This window comes from Sphingomonas baiyangensis, from assembly GCF_005144715.1.
GTDB lineage: Bacteria > Pseudomonadota > Alphaproteobacteria > Sphingomonadales > Sphingomonadaceae > Sphingomonas > Sphingomonas baiyangensis.
In genome coordinates this window covers 1,518,593-1,541,647 of sequence record NZ_SWKR01000002.1, presented here as the reverse complement: position 1 = coordinate 1,541,647, position 23,055 = coordinate 1,518,593, and the positions used below count along the sequence as shown (strand labels likewise).

The window sequence follows — 23,055 nt, the reverse complement described above, 5'->3', positions numbered from 1 at the left end:
CGCCTACCCCTCGAAGCGGTCGCGCACCAGCCGGTCGAGCAGGCGCACGCCGAAGCCCGTCGCACCCTTGTTGTAGCAGGTGCCCGGCTTGTCGGCCCAGACCATGCCCGCGATGTCGAGATGCGCCCAGCGCACGCCCTCGTCGACGAAGCGCTGGATGAACTGCGCCGCGGTGATCGAGCCTGCGCCGCGCGGCCCGACATTCTTCATGTCGGCGATCGGCGAATCGATGAGCTTGTCGTAGGCGGGCGAGAGCGGGAAGCGCCACAGCCCGTCGCCCGTGGCGCGCGAGGCGGCAAGCAGCTCGTCGGCGAGCGTGTCGTCATTGGCGAACAGCCCGCCATGCTCGTTGCCGAGCGCGATAATCATCGCCCCCGTCAGCGTCGCGAGGTCGACGATCGTGCCGGGGCTGTAGGTCTGCTGCACCCACGTGATGACGTCGCACAGCACCAGCCGCCCTTCGGCATCGGTATTGATGACCTCGATCGTCTTGCCCGACATCGAGGTTACGACGTCGCCCGGCCGCTGCGCGTTGCCGTCGGGCATGTTCTCGACCAGCCCGACGACGCCGACGACGTTGGCCTTGGCCTTGCGCCCGGCGATCGCCTTCATCGCGCCCGCCACCGCGCCGGCGCCGCCCATGTCCCACTTCATGTCTTCCATGCCTGCGCCGGGCTTGAGCGAGATGCCGCCCGTATCGAAGGTCACGCCCTTGCCGACCAGCGCCAGATCGGGCTTGGCGTCGCCCCCTTTGCCGTTCCAGTGCATCGCGAGGATGCGCGCCTCGCGCACCGATCCCCGGCTGACCCCCAGCAGCGCACCCATGCCCAGCTCGGCCATCGCCGCTTCGTCGAGGATGGTGAGCGTAACGCCCATCGCCTCGAGCTCGCGACAGCGCTCGACGAAGCTTTCGGGGTAGAGGATGTTGGGTGGCTCGGAGACGAGCGTGCGCGTTAGTTCGAGGCCCCCGGTCAGCGCGTCGGCATCGGTCCACGCAGCATCGGTGCCATCGGGGGCACCGGTGATCGTCAGCGTCTCGAGCGTCGGCTTCTGCCGCTCGGGCAGCGTCGTGCGATAGACGTCGAAGCGCCATGCGCGCTGCGCGGCGGCACCCGCCAGCCGTGCCACCGCCTTGGCGGTCGCCTCGGCGGGCGCCACGTCGAGCACGATGTCGGCGATGCCGGCGGTCAGATAGCGAGCGGCGAGTGCGCCCCCGGCCTTTTCCATGTCGCTCTCGTCGCCGCTGCCCGTGCCCAGCAGCAGCACGCGGCCCGCGCCGCCTTCGCGCGGCACAAAAATCTCGGCGATGCTGCCGGCTTCGCCCTCGAACCGCGCGCTCGCCGCTGCGCCGCGCACCAGCGCCTGCGTGCCTGCATCGAGCGCGTCGAGCGTCGGGGCGCCGCCCTTGGGCACCGCGATGGCGCGCGATTCGGGATCGGCGGGGGGCGACGCGGCGAAAGCGATCTTCATGCTGGCAAGGGTCTCCGGTTGGGCGCGCCCGGCGGGTGCGCTGCGACCGCCTCCATCTAGGTGGCGTACCCGGGCGGGGCAACGCCTTGCGGCGATTGCGCACCGGCGCGCCCGGTGCGATAGGGTTCGGCCCGCCGGCGCGCGCCGCGGCTGAAGGGGAAGTACGAACCGTGAAGCGCCTGGCCCTGTTGCGTATCGCCGCGCTGCCTTTGATGCTGCCGTTCGCCAGCGCGGCCGCCGCGCAGGAGCTGCAGGACCGCGCGACGCCGCTGCCGCCGCCGGTCGTGGCGCCGGGCCAGCCGCCGGCCGCCGATCCCGACACGATCGACTTCTCCGCCGACGTGCTCGAATACGACACCAATAGCGAGACCGTCGAGGCGACCGGCGACGTGCGGCTCGTGCGGCAGGGCCAGCGGCTGCGCGCCGATCGCGTGACGTGGAACCGGGGGACCGGCCAGGTCGTCGCCGAGGGCAATATCGCCGTCACCAATCCCGAGGGCGATGTAGCCTATGGCGACCGTATCGAGCTGACCGACAGCCTGCGCGACGGCGTCGTCAGCAACATGCTGGTGGTGCTCGAGCAGGGCGGGCGGCTGGCCGCCGAGCGCGGCGTGCGCGAGGAGGGCGGCGTCATCCGCGTGACGCGCGCCGCCTACACGCCCTGCTCGGTCGTCAATTCGGCGGGCTGCCCCAAGGAGCCGAGCTGGAAGATCACCGCCGACGAGGTGACCTACGATCCGGCGCGCGAGCGCATCCGCTATCGCGGCGCGCGCGTCACCATCCTCGGCATTTCGCTGCCGCTGCCGGTATTCAGCCATGTGGTGGGCGATCGCAGCGCCGCCGGCGTGCTTGCGCCCGAGTTCCGCATCGATCGCGTCAACGGCTTCGAGTTCGCGCTGCCCTATCATTTCAATCTCGGCACCAACCGCGATCTCACGATTACGCCGCGCCTGTTCACCAATGCGCTGCCGATGCTCCAGGTCGATTATGCCGCACTGGAGAGCGTGGGCGCGTATCGCGTAACTGCCTACGGCGCGTACAGCCGCCGCAGCGACGACCTGCTCACCGATCCCACGCTGGTGCCGTCGAGCGAGAATGCGTTTCGCGGCTATCTCGATGCGTCGGGACGCGCGCAGTTCAGCCCCGAATGGTCGGCGCACGCATCGGTGCGGCTCACCACCGATCGCACCTTCCTCAGGCGCTACGACATCAGCCGCGACGACCGGCTGCGCAGCAATGTCGGGGTGATGCGGATCGACCGCGACAGCTATTTCGCGATCAACGGCTGGGCGGTGCAGTCGCTGCGGCTCGACGATACCGGGCAGGTCCAGCCGGTCGCGTTGCCCGAGATCGACTATCGCCGCCGGATCGACGATCCGCTGCTCGGCGGACGCGTGACGCTGCAACTCAACAGCCTCGGCATCGCGCGCGACGGCGGGCAGGATACGCAGCGCGCCTTCGCCTCGGCATTGTGGGAGCTGCGCCGCATCACCACGCTGGGGCAGGAAGTCACCTTCAGCGCTTTCGGCCGTGGCGACATCTACAACACGTCGGACACGCTGGCGACGACGGTGCCGCTCTATCGCGGCAGCGAGGGCTTCTCGTCGCGCGCGATCGGCGCTGTCGCGGTCGACGTCAAATGGCCGTTCATCGGCACCGCGTTCGGCGGCACGCAGCGCTTCACGCCGCGCGTGCAGGTGGTGGCCGCCCCGCGCATCCGCAATCTCGACATCCCCAACGAAGACGCGCGCGCCGTCGATCTGGAAGACTCGAACCTGTTCGCGCTCAACCGCTTCCCCGGCTACGACCGGTTCGAGGATTCGACGCGCTTCACCTACGGCCTCGATTACGCGCTCGATCTGCCGGGCATCGCGATCAGCGCCAATATCGGTCAGAGCTATCGCCTGATCGAGCGCGCCTCGATCTTCCCCGACGGCACCGGCCTCACCGACCGCTGGTCCGACTTCGTCGGCCGGACCGAGGTGCGCTTCCGCCAGCTCGTGAGCTTCACGCATCGCTACCGGCTCGACAAGGACAGTTTCGCCGTGCGCCGCAACGAGGTGGACGCCACTATCGGATCGCGGCGCAGCTATCTGACGCTCGGCTATCTGCGCCTCAACCGCAACATCGGCCCCGAGCTTGAGGATCTGCGCGACCGCGAGGAGGCGCGCATCGGAGGGCGCGTGGCCTTCGCCAATTTCTGGTCGCTGCACGGCTCGGCGATCGTCGACCTCACCGATGCCGCCGAGGACCCGCTCAGCCTGTCCGACGGGTTTGAGCCGATCCGCCACCGGCTGGGCGTGCAATATGAGGATGATTGCCTTCGCCTTGGCGTGACGTGGCGGCGCGATTATCAGGACACGGGCGATGCGCGGCGCGGCAACAGCTTCCTGCTCACGCTGGCGCTCACCAATCTGGGGCGCTAAGGCGAGGTTCAGCAACCGGTTTCTATGCGCACCCCGTCGGCCGATCGCCGGCGCGTGCACGATATGAGGGTTTCGGATTTGAAGATGATGGACAAGCGTTTGCCCTGGGCGGCGATCGCCGCGTGCATGGCGGCCGGGTTCACCGGCCTTGCGACCGCGCAGACCGTGCCCGATGCGGCGCAGCAGGGCGCCCCCGCCGGCGCCGGCCTCGATCTGCCCGAGAATGTGCAGGTGCTCGGCAAGGTCGATCCCAACATCCGCACCGCCACCGCGATCGTCAACGATGCCGTCATCACCGGCACCGACATCGATCACCGTATCCAGATGGTTACCGGGCTACGCGGCGTCGCCGTACCGCCCGAGCAGCGCGAGCAGTTGCGCCTGCAGATCCTCCGCCAGATCATCGACGAGACGCTCCAGATCCAGGAAGCCGCCAACAACGACATCAAGGTCACGCCCGGCGAGATCGATCAGAGCTATGCGCGCGTCGCGCGCAACTTCCAGCGCTCGCCCGCCGAGATGAGCGCCTTTCTCGATTCGATCGGCTCGTCCGAGCGCACGCTGCGCCGCCAGATCGAGGGCGAGCTTGCCTGGACGCGGCTGCTGCGCCGGCGCGTCGAGCCGTTCATCAGCGTTGGCGACGAGGAAGTGAACGCCATCATCGCGCGGCTTGAACAGGCCAAGGGCACCGAGGAATATCACCTCAAGGAAATCTACCTCTCTGCCACGCCCGATCGCGCGCAGGTGGTGGCGGGCAACGCCGCCAAGATGATCGAGCAGATGCGCGGCGGCGCGCCCTTCGAATATTTCGCGCGTACCTTTTCCGAAGCATCGACGCGCGCGGTCGACGGCGATCTCGACTGGGTGCGCCCGGCGGTGCTGCCGGCGCCGCTCGCCGAGGCCGCGCAGCAGATGCAGGTCGGCCAGATCGCCGGTCCGATCGAAGTGCCGGGCGGTTACTCGATCCTCTACATGGTCGATCGCCGGCAGGTGCTGACCGCCGATCCGCGCGACTCGCAGCTTGCCTTGCGCCAGATCTCGGTGAAGTTCCCCGGCGGACTGAGCCAGACGCAGCTGCAGGAGCGCGCGCAGCAGTTCGCCGCCGTCACGCAGACGATCCAGGGCTGCGGCGACGTCAACAAGGTCGCGCAGTCGATCGGCGCCGAAGTCGTCGACAACGACGCGATCCGCGTGCGCGATTTGCCGCCGCAGTTGCAGGAGATCATGCTCAATCTCCGGATCGGCCAGTCGACGCCGCCTTTCGGTACGCCCGAAGATGGCATCCGCGCGCTGGTGCTGTGCGGGCGCGACGACGCAGCAGGCGCCGCACTGCCTTCGGCCGACCAGATCCAGGCGGGGCTCGAGCGCGAGCGAGTCAACCTGCGCGCGCAGCGCATGCTGCGCGATCTGCGGCGCGACGCGATCGTGGACTATCGGTGAGCGTCGCGGGAGCAAGGCGGCGATGATCCGCCCGCTGGCAGTCGCACTGGGCGATCCGGCGGGTATCGGTCCTGAAATCGTGGCAAAGGCGTGGAGCGCGCGGCAGCAGCACGCGCTCGCGCCGTTCTTCGCGGTGGGCGACGCCCGCGCCATCGCGCGCGTGTGGTCGGGGCCGATCGCGCCGATCGACGATCCCGCCCGCGCCGCCGCCGCCTTCGACGAGGCCTTGCCCGTATTCGGCGGCAGCGGTGCCCGCGCGATCGAGCCTGGCCATCCCGATGGCGAAAGCGCCCGCGCCGCGCACGACGCGCTCGAGCTCGCGGTAGGGCTGACGCGATCGGGCGCGGCGCGCGCGCTGGTGACGGCGCCCGTCTCGAAGGTCGAGCTCTATCGCATCGGTTTTCGCCATCCCGGCCAGACCGAGTTCATCGCCGAGCGCTGCGGCATCGCGCCCGACAATGCGGTGATGATGCTCGCCGGACCCACGCTGCGCGTCGTGCCGATCACCACGCACGTACCGCTCGCCGCCGTCAGCGGGCTGCTCTCGGTCGACCTTGTGCTCGCCAAGGCGCGCGTCACCGCGCGCGGGCTGACGCGCAATTTCGGCATCGAGCGACCGCGTCTCGCCTTCGCCGGCGTCAATCCGCATGCCGGCGAGGACGGTGCGATCGGTCGCGAGGAGCTCGATATCCTCGTCCCCGCGATTGCGCAGCTGTGCGACGAGGGGATCGACGCCGTCGGGCCGCTTGCCGCCGACACGATGTTCCATCCGCGCGCTCGCGCCACCTATGATGCGGCTTTGTGCTGCTATCACGATCAGGCGCTCATCCCCATCAAGACGCTGCATTTCGACGAGGGCGTCAACATGACGCTGGGGCTGCCGATCGTGCGTACTTCGCCCGATCACGGCACCGCCTTCGGCATCGCGGGACGCGACATTGCCGAGCCGGGCGCGATGATCGCGGCGATCCGCATGGCCGCGAGCGCCGCCGAGCAGCGACAGGCGTATGCGCGCGAGCAGGGGGCGCAGTGACGTTTCCGCCGGCGACGCCGCTGCCGCCGCTGCGTGACGTCATCCGCACGCACGGGCTGACGGCGAGCAAGGCGCTGGGGCAGAATTTTCTGTTCGACCAGCAGCTGCTTGGCCGCATTGCGCGCGTGCCCGGCGATCTGGCGGGTTCCGAGGTGCTCGAGATCGGCCCCGGCCCGGGCGGCCTAACACGTGCGCTACTTGCCGAGGGCGCGCGCGTCACCGCGATCGAACGCGACCGCCGCTGCATTCCCGCCCTCGCCGAGCTGGGAGAAGCATGGCCGGGGGCGCTGCGCGTCATCGAAGGCGATGCGCTGGCGATCGATCATGCCGCGCTGTTCGAGGGGCGCCCGCATGTCGTGGCGAACCTACCCTATAATGTCGGCACGCAGCTGTTCGTCAGCTGGCTCTCGGCCGAATGGCAGCCCTGGTGGCAGAGCCTGACGCTGATGTTCCAGCGCGAAGTGGCCGATCGCATCGTCGCCGCGCCCGACAGCGATGCCTATGGTCGGCTGGCGGTGCTCGCGCAGTGGCGAAGCGTGCCGCGCATCGCGATGCCCGTGCACCGCTCGGCGTTCACGCCGCCGCCCAAGGTGATGTCGGCGGTGGTGCATGTCGTACCCGCTGAGCCGCCCGAGGGCGTGCGCCTAGCGACGCTCGAGCGGCTGACCGCAGCAGCGTTCGGCCAGCGCCGCAAGATGCTGCGCGCGAGCCTCAGGGGGATGCCCGGGGCACTCGCCACGCTCGAGGAACTGGGGATCGACGCTACGCAGCGTGCCGAAACGCTGTCGGTGGGGGATTACTGTGCGATCGCGAAAGTGCTCGACGCGGCGAGGTAGGGGACACCGTACCTAACCCGTTCGTGTCGAGCGAAGTCGAGACACCTTGCCGGGCACAGGCAAGGGTCGTAGGAAGCAAGTCTCGGCTACGCTCGACAAAGCCCCTCGACTGCGCTCGGGACGAACGGGAAGGAGCGGTACCTCACTCGGCCTTTTCGGCCAGCACCGTCAGCCCGCGCGCGTTTACCTCGGCGAAGCCGCCTTCGATGCGGATCGTTTCCACCGCGCCGCCGGCGCTGCGGTGCACCTGCAACTCGCCGTCGCGGATCGTCGACATGAACGGCGCATGGCCCTCGAGCACGCCGAAATCACCCTCGGTGCCGGGGACGACCACCATGTGGACGTCCTCCGAGCGGACCAGCTTTTCGGGCGTGACGAGTTCGAAATGGAGCATCTGACAGACCTGAATGCCCTCTCCCCATTTCAGGGGAGAGGGTAGGGGAAGGAGAACCGCGAACCTTAGGCCTCGGCCGCCATCTTCTGTGCCTTGGCGACGGCCTCGTCGATGCCGCCGACCATGTAGAAGGCCGATTCGGGCAGGTGGTCATACTCGCCGTTCACCACCGCCTTGAACGACTTGATCGTGTCCTCAATCTGCACGAACTTGCCGGGGATACCAGTGAACACCTCGGCAACGTGGAAGGGCTGGCTGAGGAAGCGCTGGATCTTGCGCGCACGGCTGACCGTCAGCTTGTCCTCTTCCGACAGCTCGTCCATCCCGAGAATGGCGATGATGTCCTGCAGGCTCTTGTACTTCTGGAGCGTCTGCTGGACGGCGCGCGCGGTGTCGTAATGCTCCTGACCGACGATGCGCGGCTCGAGCACGCGGCTGACCGAATCGAGCGGGTCGACCGCGGGATAGATGCCGAGCTCCGAGATCGCACGGTTGAGGTTGGTCGTCGCGTCGAGGTGCGCGAACGACGTCGCCGGCGCCGGATCGGTAAGGTCGTCGGCGGGCACATAGATCGCCTGCACCGAGGTGATCGAGCCCTTGTTGGTCGAGGTGATGCGCTCCTGCAACGCGCCCATGTCGGTCGAAAGCGTCGGCTGGTAGCCCACTGCCGAAGGAATGCGGCCGAGCAGCGCCGACACTTCCGAACCCGCCTGGGTAAAGCGGAAGATGTTGTCGACGAAGAACAGCACGTCCTGGCCTTCGACGTCGCGGAAATATTCCGCCATCGTCAGGCCCGAAAGCGCCACGCGCGCGCGGGCGCCCGGCGGCTCGTTCATCTGGCCATAGACCAGCGCCACCTTCGATCCTTCGGAGACTGCGTTGCCCGCCTCGTCCTTGGCGATGACGCCGGCATCGAGGAACTCGTGGTACAGGTCGTTGCCCTCGCGCGTGCGCTCACCCACGCCCGCGAATACCGAAACGCCGCCATGGCCCTTGGCGATGTTGTTGATGAGCTCCTGGATGAGCACCGTCTTGCCGACGCCCGCGCCGCCGAACAGGCCGATCTTGCCGCCGCGCGCATAGGGGGCGAGCAGGTCGATCACCTTGATGCCCGTCACGAGGATCGCGGCCTCGGTCGACTGGTCGATGAAGTCGGGGGCCTTGGCGTGGATCGGGGCGGTATCGGTGTGGCCGACGGGGCCGCGCTCGTCGATCGGCTCGCCGATGACGTTCATGATCCGGCCGAGCGTCTTGGGGCCGACGGGGACGCGGATCTGGTTGCCCGTGTCGGTCACCGTCTGGCCGCGCGTCAGGCCCTCGGTCGCGTCCATCGCGATCGTGCGCACGGTGTTTTCGCCCAGATGCTGCGCCACTTCGAGCACGAGGCGGTTGCCGTTGTTGTCGGTCTCCAGCGCCGAGAGGATCGCGGGCAGCGTCGTGTCGAACTGCACATCGACGACGGCGCCGATCACTTGCGCGATACGGCCGACATTGTTGGTGGCGCCCTGGGTCGGGCGGGTCATTTCAGGCGCGGTTGCCATCTCACTGTCCTTGGGCTGGCTGAATGTCCGGCGTCGTAGTCGCCGGGCGGGAGAAAGTCACGGTGATGGTTCGGCTATCGTCGTCGCCGGGTGCCACGGCGACCGACATCGGCGTGCCGGCAAGCATGCCGTCGGCATCCTGCTCGTTCGTCACGGCGCCAAGCGCGCCATCGTCCTCGATCTCGTATTGCGAGAGGAAGCCAGTGATGACGTCGGCAAAGCGCTGTTTGGCGGTCGCGGCGTTGGCGGGATCGGTGATCGCGAGCGTGAACACGAAGCGTTCGGCCACGTCGGCGCGGCTGCCCGCCACCTCGAACGCGCCGGTATTGGGGTTCTCGGCATCCGACTGCGACAGCGTGATGGGGTTGCCCTGCGACAGGAACGATCCATCGCCATCGGCGGCATACGTAGGGGCGCGGAAGCCGAACTGGTTGGCGAAGGCGACTGCTTCGGCCGGCATGTTGAACGCACGGTCCCAGCCGCGCATCGTCGCCGCGGTCGCCGCCTGCGCGGCCTCGTTCTCGAGCACCGTCGGCTCGGGCGGCGTGCGCTCGCATCCCGCGAGCGCAAGCGCCACGCCAAGAAGGAGCGCAGCGCGCATCAGAGCGCCTCGGCGCCCGAGATGATCTCGACCAGCTCGGTCGTGATCGCGGCCTGACGCGCGCGGTTATATTCGATCGACAGGCGCTTGATGAGGTCGCCGGCGTTGCGCGTGGCATTGTCCATCGCGGTCATTTTGCTGCCCTGCTCCGATGCGGCATTCTCGCGCATCGCCCGGTAGAGCTGGATGGCGATGGCGCGCGGCAGCAGATCGGCGAGGATCGATTCCTCGTCGGGCTCATATTCCACTACCGCGCCACCGGCATCGGCGGCGGCCGCAGGCGGCACCGGCACGGGCAGCAGCTGCACCTCGGTCGGCTCCTGCGTCAGCACGGTCTTGAACGTGGCGTAGAACAGGTGCGCGACGTCGAACTCGCCCGCCTCGAAGCGCGCGACCAGATCCTCGGCATAGCCGCGTGCGTCGTCGAACTTGAGCTTGCCCAGATCGCCCGGCTCGACCGAATGGACGATGCGGTCGCGATAGAGCCGCGCGAGCACGCCGCGGCCCTTCTTGCCGATCGTGTAGAAATGGACGGTCTTGCCCTGCTTGATGAGCTCGTCGGCACGCCGGCGCGCGAGCCGCGCGATGTTGGTGTTGAACGCGCCCGCCAGCCCCTTGTCGCTGGTGGCGACGACGAACAGGTGTACGTCGGATTTGCCCGTGCCCTTCAACAGCAGCGGCGCATTGTCGGCACCGCCCACCTTGGCGGCGAGGCTCGACACCACCGCCTCAAGGCGCTCGGCATAGGGGCGGCCGGCCTCGGCCGCTTCCTGCGCGCGGCGCAGCTTGGCGGCGGCGACCATCTTCATCGCCTTGGTGATCTTCTGGGTCGACTTGACCGACCCGATCCGCAGTTTGAGCGCCTTGAGAGAGGCCATGTTGGTTCCACTATCCCCGTTCGGGCTGAGCTTGTCGAAGCCCTGTTCTTCTTCCGCGGAAGAAAGGCAGCCCTTCGACAGGCTCAGGGCGAACGGTAATTGTTCGTCAGGCGAAGGTCTTGGCGAAGCCGTCGAGTGCCGCCTTGAGCTTGCCCTTGGTGTCGTCGCTCAGGTCCTTGCTGTCGCGGATCGCGGCGAGCACGTCGGCGTGCTTGGCGCGCATCTCGGTCAGCATCGCCTGCTCGTAGCGCACCACGTCGGTCGTCGCGACGGCGTCGAGATAGCCGTTGGTGCCGGCGAAGATCGAGACGACCTGCTCTTCGAAGGGCATCGGCTGGAACTGTGCCTGCTTGAGCAGCTCGGTCAGCCGCGCGCCGCGGTTCAAGAGCTTCTGCGTCGAGGCGTCGAGGTCCGAGCCGAACTGCGCGAACGCCGCCATCTCGCGATACTGGGCAAGCTCCAATTTGATCGAACCCGCGACCTTCTTCATCGCCTTGGTCTGTGCGGCCGAGCCGACGCGGCTCACCGACAGGCCGACGTTGATCGCCGGGCGGATGCCCGCGAAGAACAGGTCGGTCTCGAGGAAGATCTGCCCGTCGGTGATCGAGATCACGTTGGTCGGGATGTACGCCGAAACGTCGCCCGCCTGCGTTTCGATGATCGGCAGCGCGGTGAGGCTGCCGGCGCCCTCGGCGTCGTTCATCTTCGCCGCACGCTCGAGCAGGCGACTGTGCAGGTAGAACACGTCGCCCGGATAGGCTTCGCGGCCCGGCGGGCGGCGAAGCAAAAGGCTCATCTGGCGATAGGCGACGGCCTGCTTCGACAAATCGTCATAGACGATCACGGCATGCATGCCGTTGTCGCGGAAATACTCGCCCATTGCGCAGCCGGTATAGGGCGCAAGGAACTGCAAGGGGGCAGGCTCCGAAGCCGTGGCGGCGACGACGATGGTATATTCCATCGCGCCCGATTCCTCGAGCTGGCGCACGATCTGCGCCACCGTCGAACGCTTCTGCCCAACCGCGACATAGATGCAGTAGAGCTTCTTGCCCTCGTCGTCGCCGGCGTTCGCGGCCTTCTGGTTGATGAAGGTGTCGATCGCGACGGCGGTCTTGCCCGTCTGGCGGTCGCCGATGATGAGCTCGCGCTGGCCGCGGCCCACCGGCACCAGCGCGTCGAGCGCCTTGAGGCCGGTCTGCATCGGCTCGTGCACCGACTTGCGCGGGATGATGCCGGGCGCCTTCACCTCGACGCGGCTGCGCTGGTCCGAAACGATCGGCCCCTTGCCGTCGATCGGGTTGCCCAGGCCGTCGACCACGCGGCCGAGCAGGCCCTTGCCCACCGGCACGTCGACGATGGTGCCCGTGCGCTTGACGGTGTCGCCTTCCTTGATCTCGGCGTCCGAGCCGAAGATCACGACGCCGACATTGTCGGCCTCGAGGTTGAGCGCCATGCCCTGTACGCCGTTGGCGAACTCGACCATCTCGCCCGCCTGGACGTTGTCGAGGCCGTGGATGCGCGCGATGCCGTCACCGACCGACAGCACCTGGCCGGTTTCCGAGACCTGTGCCTCGGTGCCGAAATTGGCGATCTGGTCCTTGATGACCTTCGAGATTTCTGCGGCGCGGATGTCCATTTTCAGCCCTTCATGGCATGTGCGAGGGAGTTGAGGCGGGTGCGGATCGAGGAATCGATCATCTGGCTGCCGATCCGCACGACCATCCCGCCCAGCAGCGCGGGATCGACCGACAGATCGATATTGACGTCGCGGCCGACGCGCGCGCGCAGCTGCTGGCGCAGCGCATCGACCTGCGCATCGGTGAGCGGATGCGCCGAGACGACCTCGGCGCTGGTCTCGCCGCGATGCTGCGCGGCGAGCGTGCGGAATACCGCGATGACCTTGGGCAGCTGCGACAGACGGCGATTGTCGGCGAGCACGCCGAGAAAGCGCGTCGTCAGCGGGTCAAGGCCGAGCGTTTCCGCCACCGCCGCCACCGCCTTCGCCGCGGCGCCGCGCGCCAGCAAGGGGCTTGTCGTCAGCGCGCGAAAATCGTCCGACTCGCGCAGCGCCTGGCGCACCGTGCCGAGGCTCGACTCGACCGCCGCGATCGACTGCTGCTCGCGCGCAAGATCGAACAGCGCGGTAGCGTATCGTCCGCTTAGGCTGGCCTGAATACCGCCGGAATTCTCCACGCGCGATCCTCGTAGGAAACTAGGGTTGGCCCCATACGCAAAGAGGGCCGCAAAGCCTGCGGCCCGGATGGGTTGGCGGGCTGCTAGCATCGGCTCGGCGGTTTCGCAAGCCGGGTGCTGGCACGGGCGCGGTCCGGGTTGCACGTCTCCGCGCGCCCGCGATAGACAAGCGCCGGGGACAAAAGGGGGAGATATCCATCATGCGATTCATCACCGCATCGTGCGCCGCGATGGCGCTGTGCGTGGCCGCGCCCGTGCTGGCCGAAGCCGTGTCGTTCGTTGCCGAGGCGCCGGCACCCGCGCGCGACGTGGCGATGCTGCGCTCGCTCGCGATCGGCCGCATCGGCGGGCAGGACGGCATGCAGCTGTCGATGGCGATCGAGCGCGCGCTGGCGCGGCCCGGTGCCGATGGCCGCCCGCATTTCGACGTGATGGCGGGGCGCCGCGGCGGCGAGGCCGCCGACGCGACGCTCGAGGGCTTTATCAGCTCCGACGTGCAGACGACCCGCGTCAAGCTCCAGCGCAACCGCTGCATCGAGGGCACCGAGAGCGACTGCAAGAAGCGCGGCAATGTCGAGCTCGACTGTCGCCGCCGTATCATCGCGCTTCGCGCCGAACTGCGCGTGGCGGGCGGCGACGACGGCCGCGTGCTCTGGTCCGAGGCGATGCCGCAGCGCGAACAGGCCGATCACTGCCCCGGCGACGCCGCGCAGATGCCGGGCGAGGAAGACCGCGTGCGCGCGCTCATCGGCACGATCGCCAATGTCGTGCGCGACGATCTGACACCCAGCGCCGAGCGCGTGAGCATCCGCTTCCGCGAAGGCCGCAAGGGCATGGACAAGGCGATCGGCGACCGGTTCAAGGCCAATATCCGTCTGACGCAGCGCGATCTGGCGGCATCGTGCGCCGAGTTCGACGCGATCGACCAGGCGCTGCCCAACCATCCCTCGGTCGTGTTCAACCGCGCGCTGTGCGCTGAGGCCGCCGACGATCTGGAGGCGGCGCGCGACCTGTATGTGGCGATGCAGGCGATCGAGCCGCGCGCGGGCGATGTGCGCGAGGCGATCGCGCGCGTGCAGAACACCATGGCCGCACGCGCCGACGCCGCGCTGCGCGAGCAGCAGGGATGATCGCGCCGCTTTGAACGCAAGCCGCGGGATGCGGCGGGGCGGGATGCGCGCTATTGCCGTGGCATGTCGTCCGCCGCCATCTCCGACGCCGCTGCCTGGGCCGCCTTCGAACGCCGCGACCGTGCGTTCGACGGGCGGTTCGTCGGCGCCGTCGTCACCACCGGCATCTATTGCCGGCCCAGCTGCCCCGCGCGGCGGCCGCTGCGCGAGCATATGCGTTTCTATCCCGATGCCGCCGCCGCGCGCGATGCGGGCTTTCGTGCCTGCATGCGCTGTCTGCCCGACGCCGTCGCGCGCGATCGTGCCGCCGTCGATGCCGCGCTTGCCATCCTCGATTCGGCCGCGCCCGATGCGCCGCCGTCGCTCGAAGGGCTGGCGGCGCGTGTCGGCTATGCGCCGCACCATTTCCACCGCCTGTTCAAGCGCGCGACCGGCGTGACGCCCGCCGCCTATGCCCGCGCGCACCGCACCGCGCGCGCCGCCGCGCTGCTGCACGAGGAGAATGCCGTGAGCGATGCCATCTATGCCGCGGGCTATTCGGCCCCCAGCCGCTTCTATGCCGAGACGGGCGCGCGGCTCGGCATGACGCCCTCGGCGTGGAAGGCGGGGGGCAGGGGAGTGACGATCGGCTGGACGATCGCCGAGACCAGCCTCGGCCCGCTGCTGATCGCGGCGACCGAGCGGGGGCTGTGCCGCGTGGCGTTCGGCGAGGACGCGGCCGCGCTCGCCGTGCGCTTCCCCCACGCCGAGATCCGCCCCGGCGACGAGGCGCTGGCAGCGCTGGCCGCGCGCGTAGTGGCCGAAGTCGAAGCGCCGGGGCGCGACCGCGACCTGCCGCTCGACGTGCAGGGGACCGCGTTCCAGGAAGCGATATGGCAGGCGCTCCGCGCGATCCCGCCGGGCAGCTCGATCAGCTATGCCGAACTCGCCGCGCGCGTCGGCAAGCCCGGCGCGGTGCGCGCGGCGAGTTCGGCATGTGGCGCCAATCACGTTGCCGTCGCCATCCCCTGCCACCGCGTCGCGCGCAGCGACGGGTCGCTCGGCGGCTATGCCTACGGACTCGACATCAAGGCCGAACTGCGCCGACGCGAGGGCGTGGCCGGGGAATAGCCGGGCTCGGCCAATCGCCGCCATCCCCATGCCATCGCCGCTACGAACAACGCGCCCTCGACCGTGGCGGTCACGATCCGCGATACCGGGCCGAGCCCGTCCTCGCCGAACAGCGCGCCCAGTGCATCGAAGCCGAAGCGCGAGCCGGGAAAGGCAAGCACCAGGCTTTCCAGGCTCCCCGCCATCAACCGTCCGTCGATCAGGCCGATCGAAAGCCCCGCCAGCGCGCCCAGCATCGCCGCGCGCAGCAGCCAGCGCCGCGCCTCGGTCAATGCCAGCCCAACCGCGCCGCCGACAATCACGCCTTCGATAGCGCCCGCGAATCCGCCGATATCGCGGCCTAACAGCAGCCCGAAGGCGTCCTTGCCCACCAGATGCGCGACGAGCCCCGTCGCCAGTCCGCCAAGTTCTCCGTCGATCGACGCGGCAAGCCGCGATCGTGGGCCGAAACGCCGGCCGAGGCCGATGCCCGCTGCGATGCCGCCGCCCGCCACCGCTGCCGAGAGGGTCGCCACCAGTGCGAGCACCAGCACGCCCGAAATCGCGCCGCCGCCGCCGCGCGCGCTCGCCGCGCCGATCAGACCATAGGCCGCACCCACCACCGCGCCGGCCAGCGCCGCGCCGGCGCTTCCGGCGATCACAGCGCGGGCAAGTGACGGGCGCGGGGGCGCAGGGTCGCGACTCTCCCCCGGCGGCCCTGCCTGCATCGGTTGGGCGGATACGGGCGCGACGAAGCGATAGCCATGCTTTGGCACCGTCGCGATGAAGCGCGGTGCGGCGGCATCGTCGTCCAGCGCGCGGCGCAGCGTGCGGATCGCCTGCGTCAGCGCCTCGTCGGTCACGGGCACGCCGCGCCACACCTCGTCCATGAAGCGCTGCTTGGTCACCAGTTCGCCGCGTGCCTCGACCAGCAGGATCAGCACGTCGAGATAGCGTGCATTGAGCTCGACCGCCGCCCCCCGCCGCGTGAGCCGCCGGTCTTCGGGATCGAGCCGGAACTCGTCGAAGCAAAGCGCCGAACCGCTCATTTCAGCAATTGCTCACCTGCGCCTCATGCCGCTCATGGATCTGGCAGGCAGTGATGGAGCGCCAATCATCCGGAGACAAGCCATGCCCGCACCCGCCGATCTTCGCGCACGCAATCTCTGGCGCCCGCTCGGATGGGGCACCATCGCCGCGATGATCGCTGCGCCCGCGGTGGCGATGCGCTTCACCAGCGAAGTGCATTGGGGGCCGGAGGATTTCGGCTTCGCAATCGTGCTGCTCGGCGGCGTCGGCCTCGCCTTCGAGCTGGTCGTCCGCCGCAGCGATCGCGCTGCCTATCGTGCGGGCGCTGCGGTCGCGCTCGCGGCGGCGCTGCTCACGCTCTGGGCCAATGCCGCGGTGGGTATCGTCGGCAGCGAGGAGAACGACATCAACATGGCGTTCAACCTCGTGCCCGCGCTGGCATTGCTGGCCGCCGCCGTCGCGCGCTTGCGCGCGGCGCCGATGGCGTACGCGATGCTGTTCGCGGCAGGCGCGCAACTCGCGCTCGGTCTGGCGATGCAGTTCGCCGGGCACGGCGTCTGGCCATTCACGCTGGCGCTGACGGCGACGTGGCTGGCATCGGTATGGCTGTTCCGCCGCGCCGCCCGGTAGCGCCTATTCGACCGCGCCGGCGAGCGCCTTCTTCAGCCGGGCGTGCGCGCTCGCCTTGATCTGGCACACGCGCGCGCCGCCCACGCCCAGCACCTGGCCGATCTCCTCGAGATTGAGTTCCTCGACATAATATAGCTGGATCACCAGCGCCTCGCGCTCGGGCAGCGCGGCGATCGCGGCTACCAGCGCGTCGCGCAGGTCGCTGTCGGCAAGCTGCTGGAACGCGTCGGGGCTGTCGTCCATGAACCACGGCCCCTCGTCGGTATAGACGTCGTCGATCGGATCGAAGCGCAGCGCCTCGGCGGTGGCATAGTCGAGCCGCAGCTTCTCAACGCTCACGCCCAGTCGCGCGGCGACATCGGCGTCCTCGGGGCGCCGCCCCAGTTCGGCCTGCAACGCCGCCACAGTCTCGGTATAGGCACGCCTGCGCTTCATCGCGCCGCGCGTCAGCGTCGCCTGGCGGCGCAGCTCGTCGATCATGCTGCCGCGCACGCGCGTGATGGCATATTGGCGGAAGGTGACGGCACCGCGATCCTCGAAGGCGTTGGCCGCCTCGACCAGCGCGACCATGCCGATCTGCACCAGATCCTCCACCTCGACGATCGCCGACATACTGCCGTGCACGTGCCACGCGATGCGGCGCACCAGCGGCAGATGCTCGCGCACCAGCGCCTCGACGTCACGCGCCGGCGTCGCGGCGGTGTAGAGATGGATGGGGGACATCATGTTCATGCGGCAAGGGCCTCCGGCGCCCCGATCACGGCCACGACCTCGACGGCCTTGTCCTCGGGCACCTCGAAAAAGCTCATCACGGGCGTATCGGGCAGGCAGCCGCGCACCAGCTTGCGGATGGCGACGCGGATCGATGGCTGGACGACGAGCGCGAAAGGCTTGGCCTCGTTGACCAGCGGCTGCGCGGCGCGTTGCAGCGCATCGACGATGCGGCGGCCGAGATCGGGTTCGATCGCATGGCGGCGCGAGGCATCCGAGCGCACCGCCTGGCCCAAGAGCGCCTCGAGCTGGCCTTCGAGCGTCATCACGCGCAGCGGCTCGCGCACGCCGCACAGCTTCTGGATGATGAGCCCGCCCAGTTCGGGGCGGATCGCCTCGATCAGCTCGTCGGCGTCGAGCGTGCGCTGCGCGGCGACCGCGATCGCGGCGGCGATGCGGCGGAACTCCTTGAGCGGAATATTCTCGGCGAGCAGCCCGCGCAGCACCTGCGTGAGCGTGGTGAGCGAGAGCGGCTGCGGGCAGAGCGCCGCCACCAGCGCGCCCGCGCGGTCCTTCAGGCCGTCGAGCAGCGACTGCACCTCGTCCGGCCCCAGCAGGTCGGATGCGTTCTGGATCAGCATCTGGTTGAGGTGCGTGGCGATGACGGTGCCGGGATCGACGACCAGATAGCCCATGCCCGTCGCCGCATCGGCATCGCCCGCGGCGATCCAGGTGGCGTCGAGGCCGAAGGTCGGGTCCTTGGCTGCCTTGCCGCGCAGCTTGCCCACGCCCTGGCCGGTGTTGAGCGCCAGCATCTCGTCGGGCGAGCAATGGTCCTCGCCCATCGTCACGCCGTTGATGACGATGCGGTAGGTGTAGGGCGCCAGATTGATGTCGTCGCGCACGCGCACCTGCGGCACGACGAAGCCCAGATCCTTCGAAAGCTGCCGCCGCACGCCGGTGATCCGGCTCATCAGGGGCGCGCCCTTGCGCTCGTCGACCAGCGGCACGAGGCCGTAGCCGATGTCGAGCATCACCTGGAGATTCTCGGTCACTTCGTCCCAGCCGATCTTCGACAGATCCTTGGGCGCCTCGATCGCGGCGGGCTCGGCGGGCGGCGGGCGATTGGCTGCCTGCCGCAGGCGATAGGCTGCATAGCCGGCGGCCGCCGCGGCGGGCAGGATGACGAGGCTCGGCATTCCCGGCAGCAGTCCGAGGAGCCCGAGGATGCCGGCAACCGGCGTCCAGGTGCGGTGCGAGGCGAACTGGCTGCCGATCTGGCCCGAAAGATCATGCGCAGAGGTGACGCGCGTGACGATCGCGGCGGCGGCGATCGACAGCATGAGCGCGGGCACCTGCGCCACCAGCGCATCGCCGATCGCGAGCAGGATATAGGTCTGCGCCGCTTCGCCGAGGCTAAGCCCGTGGCTGACGGTGCCGAGGATCAGGCCGCCGACGATGTTGATCGCAAGGATCAGCAGGCCCGCGATCGCGTCGCCCTTTACGAACTTCGACGAACCGTCCATCGAACCGTAGAAATCGGCTTCGGTCGACACCTCGACACGGCGTGCGCGCGCTTCGTCGGGCGTCAGCAGGCCGGCGTTGAGATCGGCGTCGATCGCCATCTGTTTACCGGGCAAGGCATCGAGCGTGAAGCGCGCCGACACTTCGGACACGCGCCCCGCGCCCTTCGTCACCACGATCATGTTGATGATCATCAGGATCGAGAAGACGAGGATGCCGACGACATAGTCGCCGCCGATCAGGAAGCTGCCGAACGCCTCGATCACATGGCCCGCCGCTGCCTCACCCTCGTGCCCGTGCACCAGCACGACGCGCGTCGAGGCGACGTTGAGGCCGAGGCGGAACAGCGTGACGAACAGCAAAACGGTGGGGAAGGACGAGAAGTCGAGCGGCTTCTGCGCGTTCAAGGCCACCATCAGCACCGCGAGGCTGAGCATGATGTTGATGACGAAGAAAACGTCGAGCAGCACCGCGGGGATCGGCACGACCATCAACACCACGAGCAGCAGGATTGCCGCCGGCAATGCCGAGGAGCGGCCGAACGCCCCCATATTGGCCATCGAGAAGCCGCCCATCACGCGGCACCCAGATTGGCGAGCATCAGATAGGCGAGGCGCGCGGTCTCGGGCGTCGGGCGCAGCGCGTTGATGCGGCCGGCGTCGAGCGGCGATCCGTCGGCGGCGGTGCGGCGCTGCCAGCCGCGCACGTCCTGCACGACGTTGAGATTGGCGAGCGTCGTCTGCAACCAGGCGTCGTCGCCGCCCTGCGCGTCATTGCCGAGGATCACGTCCATGCCGTCGATCGTGCGGTGCACCGCGGGTTCGGCGGCGAGCATGCCCGAGGCCGATCCGGCGGCGCCGGCAGCGTTGGCGCCGCGATCGAGCTTGCCGGCGAAGCGCTGGTAGATGTCGGCAAGCGAGCGCGGCTGGCCGCCGGGGGCGTAGAAGATCGAGCGGTTGGCGCGCGCGGCGGCGGGGAACATCGGCGCGGCGGCGCGGTCGGGCGCGGCCTGCATCGCCGAGAGGAACTTGCGCGCGCCGCCCAGCCCGAGGAAATGCGCCATGTAGAGGTCGGTGCCCGTTGCCTCGCGGCCGAGCGCGCCTTCGAGCGCGGCCTTGTTGTCGGCGGCGTGCTCGGCGGCCATCAGCGATGCGGCATTGGCATCGGTACGCAGGTTGAGGATCGCAGCCCGCGTGCCCGCGTCGGCGACATAATAGCGCCCCGATCCGGTCTGGCGGATGCTGTCGGCAGCCCAGCCGAGGCCATGCTCGGCGCCATGCGCCTTCACCACGCCCAGCCAGCTCTGCTCGATGAACTGATACAGGCCCGTGGCGCTCGAGGTGCGTGCGCGCGCATTGGTGCGCATCCCGCTTTCGATCTGCGCCTGGCCGATGAGATAGTTGAAGTCCACGCCGGTCCGCGCACTGGCGCGCGCGATCGCGGCCTGCGGTTCGGTCCGCGTCGCGGCGGCGTTGGTCGTGGGTATCGCGCGCATCATTCCCGGCTTCGGCTCCCGTGGTCGGGAAGCATTCAGCAAGGAGCGTGCCAGTCAGCCGTCAGCGCTGCGGCGCGTCAGGCATAGCCCATCGCGCGGTAGGGAGCGGCCTGGTTGCCGGCAAGCGTCTGCAGCCGGCGGCGGACATTTGCCGCCATCAGGTTGACATAGATGCGCGCCGTCTCGTTCAGCCGGTGCGCCTCGGCCGCGAGCGCCTTGAGGTCGGGCGCCGCCACACCATCGTCGCCACCGGCATGCAGCGCCTCGATATGCACGAGCTTGGCGGCGGTCGCGCGTTCAAGGCCGACGGCGTCATTTGCCTTCAATGCCGCGATCTCGGCATGCAGGCACTCGATCACCTGCACCAGTGCGTCACGCCGCGTCATTGCCGTCCCAGTGATATTTCATCGCCAGCAGATGGTCGGCGATCGTCGCGGGGAGGATGGGGAAGGTGCCGTCCTTGATCGCCTTGCGGATGCGCGCCACGCGATCGGCATCGACCGGCGGCGAGGCCGCCATGTCGTGTGCCACCGCCTGCAACGATCCCGCCGCGGCCCCCGTCGCGGCGCGCTCGGCCCCGGTCTCCACCAAGCGTGCGCGTGCAACCGGGTCCACCGACACGCTCGCCGCGCGCGCTGGCATAAGGGGCTTCGAGCCGATCGGGTCCACCATGTCGCCACATCCTGTTCGTTGCCGACAGATGAGGAAACGACCGGGCGCTCGCCGGGTTTAGCGAAAAAAACATCACTGCCAGCCGGGCAGGGTGACGCGACCGGCTTCCATGGCGATCGCCTGGATCGGCGGCTTGGCCGGATCGACGCGCACCATCAGCCGCGCGCCGGCCGCCGCATCGCCCATCGCGATGCCGTCGCGCGTGATCGAAAAGCCGTTCGATCCCGCCTCGACCATCACCGGATCGCCGCGCTTGACGACGATTTCGGGTTTGGGCGCGGGCGCCGCGCGGCCCGGCATCGCCACCGCCGCGGGCGCTGCGATGGCGCGCGGAGCGGCCTTCACGGGCACGAAGATGCGCCACACCGGCGCCATGCAGCGCACCACCACCGCGTCCTGCGCGGACGTGCGCCATTCGAGCTGCGGCAGCGCGCACGCCGCCAGCTTCAGCCGCCTGTCGACGGGCGCGACCGCGCCGCCTTCCTCGCCCTGCGCATGGCCGGTGAACTGGCTGACCGCGGTGTCGAGCAGCGCGGTGCTCTGGAAGCGCGCGTCCTGCGCGGCGGCGGGGCCGGCGAGCAGCGCGGCGAGCAGCAGGGCGGGGCGGATCATGGCAGGCTCCGTGGGTTGGAAAGGGCAAGGGGTGGCCGGTGGCCGGCAGCATCCTGCCGGTTTCCGGCAAAGCCGATCGACAGCGTGACATGGCGACCGGCGGGTGCCGGATCGGCGGAGAGCACGATGCGATCGCGCGCCACCGCACCGCTCGCCACCAGTGCGGCGGCGACGGCACGGGCGCGATCGCTGGCGAGCAGCGCGGCGCTGCCGGTCAGCGGATCGACGTCGGTCGCGGTACCGTCGACATGGCCGGCAATGGTAATGCGCGTGCGCGGATCGCCGGCGCCGCGCGCCCAGCGTATTGCCGCCGCCAACGAAGGCGTGTCGGCCGATCCGGCGGCGAAACCGCGCACGATGGCGCGATCAAGCGCGATCGGCGCAGCAGCGGCGGGCTCCGCTGATGGTGCGTCGAACCCCGCGCGGATCGCCTGCGCGAGCGCCGCATCGTCGATCCGGCTGGCATGGAGGAACACGAAGAAGCCCACGAGCAGCAGCGACAGATCGGCAAGCGTGATGAGCCAAGGCGCGCGCGCCGGCGCGGCATCGTCGAAGCGTGCCAGGCTCATGCGGCAAGTCCCTGCCGGCGCGGCGCCTCGCGTGCCGCGAGCGCGGCGAGCGGCGCCTCGAGCCGTGCGCGCTCGAACGCCTCGCAGCGCGACAGCCGGCGAAGGCGCCCGGCGACGGGCAGCGCGACCAGATTGGCGAACAGCGCGCCATATAGCGTGGCGAGCAGCGCCATCGCCATTGCCGGGCCGATCGTCGCGGGATCGTCCATCGCCGCGAACATCGCGACGAGGCCGATGAGCGTGCCGACCATGCCGAAGGCGGGTGCCGCCTCGGCCGCGCCCGACCAGACCTCGATTGCCGCAAGATGCCGCTCGATCCGCGCTTCCCGCGCGTGCACGACGGCGGCACGCACTGCATCGGCCGCCTCGCCGTCGACGATCGCGCGGACGGCGAGCGCCACGTCGGGATCGTCGATCACCGATCGGTCGAGCGCCATCGCGCCATGCTTGCGGGCGATACGCGAAAGCGCGGCGATCTGCTGCAACTGTGCGCCCGCATCGTGCGGACGGCGGCCGAGCGTGCCGAGCGCGGCGACCGCACGCGCGAGCGCGCTTGCCGGATGCCGCAGCACCGCGGCGGTCAGCGTACCGCCGCCCACCAGTGCGAGCGCGGGGAGATCGAGAAAGGGCGCAACGTCCATGCCCTGTGAACAGCAAGGAGCGTGCCGTTTGCTCGCCGGTTGCCGTTTGCCGGCCGGGCGGCAATCGGTTGCCGGTCGATCCGCCTGCTCTGCCTTCGACGCCGCTTTAAGCAAAACTGGCACGCCCCTTGCTGAGTATCG

General features: G+C 69.3%; 23 protein-coding genes. 7 read left to right on the top strand and 16 right to left on the bottom strand.

What is annotated here, in order from left to right; all coding sequences use genetic code 11:
* Positions 1-3: 3 nt before the first annotated feature.
* On the bottom strand, positions 4-1,470 hold the full coding sequence (locus tag FBR43_RS10735) for a leucyl aminopeptidase (RefSeq protein WP_136943127.1): 1,467 nt from the start codon (positions 1,468-1,470) through the stop codon (positions 4-6).
* Between the two features lie 170 nt (positions 1,471-1,640).
* Here FBR43_RS10735 and FBR43_RS10730 point away from each other — a divergent pair, with 170 nt between their 5' ends.
* The 4 genes from FBR43_RS10730 to rsmA all read left to right on the top strand — a co-directional run bounded on the left by FBR43_RS10730 (position 1,641) and on the right by rsmA (position 7,205).
* On the top strand, positions 1,641-3,896 hold the full coding sequence (locus FBR43_RS10730) for an LPS-assembly protein LptD (RefSeq protein ID WP_394344028.1): 2,256 nt from the start codon (positions 1,641-1,643) through the stop codon (positions 3,894-3,896).
* A gap of 84 nt (positions 3,897-3,980) precedes the next feature.
* Complete coding sequence (locus FBR43_RS10725; protein WP_249276547.1) at positions 3,981-5,336, top strand: peptidylprolyl isomerase; 1,356 nt, start codon at positions 3,981-3,983, stop codon at positions 5,334-5,336.
* A gap of 22 nt (positions 5,337-5,358) precedes the next feature.
* Entirely contained in the window at positions 5,359-6,369 is a 1,011-nt protein-coding gene (pdxA, locus tag FBR43_RS10720) for a 4-hydroxythreonine-4-phosphate dehydrogenase PdxA (protein WP_136943126.1), read from the top strand.
* Positions 6,366-7,205 (top strand): 16S rRNA (adenine(1518)-N(6)/adenine(1519)-N(6))-dimethyltransferase RsmA, encoded by an 840-nt coding sequence (rsmA, locus tag FBR43_RS10715; protein WP_249276546.1) that lies wholly within the window; start codon positions 6,366-6,368, stop codon positions 7,203-7,205. Before pdxA ends, rsmA begins: the two co-directional genes overlap by 4 nt.
* Positions 7,206-7,347: 142 nt before the next feature.
* Here rsmA and FBR43_RS10710 read toward each other — a convergent pair whose 3' ends face one another.
* The 6 genes from FBR43_RS10710 to FBR43_RS10685 form a co-directional block, all read right to left on the bottom strand.
* Positions 7,348-7,599 (bottom strand): ATP synthase F1 subunit epsilon, encoded by a 252-nt coding sequence (locus tag FBR43_RS10710; RefSeq protein ID WP_136943125.1) that lies wholly within the window; start codon positions 7,597-7,599, stop codon positions 7,348-7,350.
* Positions 7,600-7,664: 65 nt separating this feature from the next.
* Positions 7,665-9,122: a F0F1 ATP synthase subunit beta gene (gene atpD, locus FBR43_RS10705; protein WP_169542576.1), complete on the bottom strand. Its 1,458-nt coding sequence runs from the start codon at positions 9,120-9,122 to the stop codon at positions 7,665-7,667.
* Between the two features lie 19 nt (positions 9,123-9,141).
* Positions 9,142-9,741, bottom strand: coding sequence for a hypothetical protein (locus tag FBR43_RS10700; protein ID WP_136943123.1), 600 nt, complete (start codon positions 9,739-9,741; stop codon positions 9,142-9,144).
* Entirely contained in the window at positions 9,741-10,619 is an 879-nt protein-coding gene (locus FBR43_RS10695) for a F0F1 ATP synthase subunit gamma (RefSeq protein WP_136943122.1), read from the bottom strand. Before FBR43_RS10695 ends, FBR43_RS10700 begins: the two co-directional genes overlap by 1 nt.
* A gap of 106 nt (positions 10,620-10,725) precedes the next feature.
* Entirely contained in the window at positions 10,726-12,255 is a 1,530-nt protein-coding gene (gene atpA, locus FBR43_RS10690; protein ID WP_136943121.1) for a F0F1 ATP synthase subunit alpha, read from the bottom strand.
* Between the two features lie 2 nt (positions 12,256-12,257).
* On the bottom strand, positions 12,258-12,812 hold the full coding sequence (locus tag FBR43_RS10685; protein WP_136943120.1) for a F0F1 ATP synthase subunit delta: 555 nt from the start codon (positions 12,810-12,812) through the stop codon (positions 12,258-12,260).
* A 200-nt stretch (positions 12,813-13,012) separates the two neighbouring features.
* Between FBR43_RS10685 and FBR43_RS10680 the strand changes: the two genes are divergently transcribed.
* Entirely contained in the window at positions 13,013-13,942 is a 930-nt protein-coding gene (locus tag FBR43_RS10680; protein WP_136943119.1) for a hypothetical protein, read from the top strand.
* Positions 13,943-14,005: 63 nt separating this feature from the next.
* On the top strand, positions 14,006-15,052 hold the full coding sequence (ada, locus tag FBR43_RS10675; RefSeq protein WP_136943118.1) for a bifunctional DNA-binding transcriptional regulator/O6-methylguanine-DNA methyltransferase Ada: 1,047 nt from the start codon (positions 14,006-14,008) through the stop codon (positions 15,050-15,052).
* On the opposite strand, the gene FBR43_RS10670 is transcribed toward ada, so the two are convergent.
* Positions 14,995-16,080, bottom strand: a complete 1,086-nt coding sequence (locus tag FBR43_RS10670) for a winged helix-turn-helix domain-containing protein (protein WP_136943117.1) — start codon at positions 16,078-16,080, stop codon at positions 14,995-14,997. The two genes, ada and FBR43_RS10670, sit on opposite strands and share 58 nt — an antisense overlap.
* A gap of 82 nt (positions 16,081-16,162) precedes the next feature.
* Here FBR43_RS10670 and FBR43_RS10665 point away from each other — a divergent pair, with 82 nt between their 5' ends.
* Complete coding sequence (locus FBR43_RS10665) at positions 16,163-16,690, top strand: hypothetical protein (protein WP_136943116.1); 528 nt, start codon at positions 16,163-16,165, stop codon at positions 16,688-16,690.
* A 3-nt stretch (positions 16,691-16,693) separates the two neighbouring features.
* On the opposite strand, the gene FBR43_RS10660 is transcribed toward FBR43_RS10665, so the two are convergent.
* The 8 genes from FBR43_RS10660 to FBR43_RS10625 form a co-directional block, all read right to left on the bottom strand.
* A complete protein-coding gene (locus tag FBR43_RS10660; protein ID WP_394344027.1) occupies positions 16,694-17,416 on the bottom strand; it encodes a sigma-70 family RNA polymerase sigma factor in 723 nt (240 codons plus the stop codon).
* A gap of 2 nt (positions 17,417-17,418) precedes the next feature.
* Complete coding sequence (gene flhA / locus FBR43_RS10655; protein ID WP_249276545.1) at positions 17,419-19,500, bottom strand: flagellar biosynthesis protein FlhA; 2,082 nt, start codon at positions 19,498-19,500, stop codon at positions 17,419-17,421.
* Positions 19,500-20,420 carry a lytic transglycosylase domain-containing protein gene (locus tag FBR43_RS10650; RefSeq protein ID WP_136943114.1) on the bottom strand — a complete coding sequence of 307 codons (921 nt, stop codon included), beginning with the start codon at positions 20,418-20,420 and terminating at the stop codon, positions 19,500-19,502. Before FBR43_RS10650 ends, flhA begins: the two co-directional genes overlap by 1 nt.
* Positions 20,421-20,497: 77 nt before the next feature.
* Positions 20,498-20,806, bottom strand: coding sequence for a flagellar protein FlgN (locus FBR43_RS10645; RefSeq protein WP_136943113.1), 309 nt, complete (start codon positions 20,804-20,806; stop codon positions 20,498-20,500).
* Positions 20,793-21,008, bottom strand: a complete 216-nt coding sequence (flgM, locus tag FBR43_RS10640) for a flagellar biosynthesis anti-sigma factor FlgM (RefSeq protein ID WP_249276544.1) — start codon at positions 21,006-21,008, stop codon at positions 20,793-20,795. The genes FBR43_RS10645 and flgM overlap by 14 nt, the downstream gene beginning before the upstream one ends.
* Positions 21,009-21,164: 156 nt before the next feature.
* Complete coding sequence (locus FBR43_RS10635) at positions 21,165-21,704, bottom strand: flagella basal body P-ring formation protein FlgA (protein ID WP_136943111.1); 540 nt, start codon at positions 21,702-21,704, stop codon at positions 21,165-21,167.
* Positions 21,701-22,273, bottom strand: a complete 573-nt coding sequence (locus FBR43_RS10630) for a flagellar motor protein MotB (RefSeq protein ID WP_136943110.1) — start codon at positions 22,271-22,273, stop codon at positions 21,701-21,703. Before FBR43_RS10630 ends, FBR43_RS10635 begins: the two co-directional genes overlap by 4 nt.
* Entirely contained in the window at positions 22,270-22,914 is a 645-nt protein-coding gene (locus FBR43_RS10625; protein WP_136943109.1) for a motility protein A, read from the bottom strand. The genes FBR43_RS10630 and FBR43_RS10625 overlap by 4 nt, the downstream gene beginning before the upstream one ends.
* Positions 22,915-23,055 lie beyond the last annotated feature (141 nt).

Excerpts from the sequence above, each read along its gene's own strand:
- FBR43_RS10735 (WP_136943127.1), bottom strand. The coding sequence starts at position 1,470 with ATGAAGATCGCTTTCGCCGCGTCGCCCCCCGCCGATCCCGAATCGCGC.
- FBR43_RS10725 (WP_249276547.1), top strand. The coding sequence starts at position 3,981 with ATGATGGACAAGCGTTTGCCCTGGGCGGCGATCGCCGCGTGCATGGCG.
- pdxA (WP_136943126.1), top strand. The coding sequence starts at position 5,359 with ATGATCCGCCCGCTGGCAGTCGCACTGGGCGATCCGGCGGGTATCGGT.
- FBR43_RS10710 (WP_136943125.1), bottom strand. The coding sequence starts at position 7,599 with ATGCTCCATTTCGAACTCGTCACGCCCGAAAAGCTGGTCCGCTCGGAG.
- atpD (WP_169542576.1), bottom strand. The coding sequence starts at position 9,122 with ATGACCCGCCCGACCCAGGGCGCCACCAACAATGTCGGCCGTATCGCG.
- FBR43_RS10700 (WP_136943123.1), bottom strand. The coding sequence starts at position 9,741 with ATGCGCGCTGCGCTCCTTCTTGGCGTGGCGCTTGCGCTCGCGGGATGC.
- FBR43_RS10695 (WP_136943122.1), bottom strand. The coding sequence starts at position 10,619 with ATGGCCTCTCTCAAGGCGCTCAAACTGCGGATCGGGTCGGTCAAGTCG.
- atpA (WP_136943121.1), bottom strand. The coding sequence starts at position 12,255 with ATGGACATCCGCGCCGCAGAAATCTCGAAGGTCATCAAGGACCAGATC.
- FBR43_RS10680 (WP_136943119.1), top strand. The coding sequence starts at position 13,013 with ATGCGATTCATCACCGCATCGTGCGCCGCGATGGCGCTGTGCGTGGCC.
- ada (WP_136943118.1), top strand. The coding sequence starts at position 14,006 with ATGTCGTCCGCCGCCATCTCCGACGCCGCTGCCTGGGCCGCCTTCGAA.
- FBR43_RS10670 (WP_136943117.1), bottom strand. The coding sequence starts at position 16,080 with ATGAGCGGTTCGGCGCTTTGCTTCGACGAGTTCCGGCTCGATCCCGAA.
- FBR43_RS10665 (WP_136943116.1), top strand. The coding sequence starts at position 16,163 with ATGCCCGCACCCGCCGATCTTCGCGCACGCAATCTCTGGCGCCCGCTC.
- FBR43_RS10660 (WP_394344027.1), bottom strand. The coding sequence starts at position 17,416 with ATGATGTCCCCCATCCATCTCTACACCGCCGCGACGCCGGCGCGTGAC.
- flhA (WP_249276545.1), bottom strand. The coding sequence starts at position 19,500 with ATGGGCGGCTTCTCGATGGCCAATATGGGGGCGTTCGGCCGCTCCTCG.
- FBR43_RS10650 (WP_136943114.1), bottom strand. The coding sequence starts at position 20,420 with ATGCGCGCGATACCCACGACCAACGCCGCCGCGACGCGGACCGAACCG.
- FBR43_RS10645 (WP_136943113.1), bottom strand. The coding sequence starts at position 20,806 with ATGACGCGGCGTGACGCACTGGTGCAGGTGATCGAGTGCCTGCATGCC.
- FBR43_RS10635 (WP_136943111.1), bottom strand. The coding sequence starts at position 21,704 with ATGATCCGCCCCGCCCTGCTGCTCGCCGCGCTGCTCGCCGGCCCCGCC.
- FBR43_RS10630 (WP_136943110.1), bottom strand. The coding sequence starts at position 22,273 with ATGAGCCTGGCACGCTTCGACGATGCCGCGCCGGCGCGCGCGCCTTGG.
- FBR43_RS10625 (WP_136943109.1), bottom strand. The coding sequence starts at position 22,914 with ATGGACGTTGCGCCCTTTCTCGATCTCCCCGCGCTCGCACTGGTGGGC.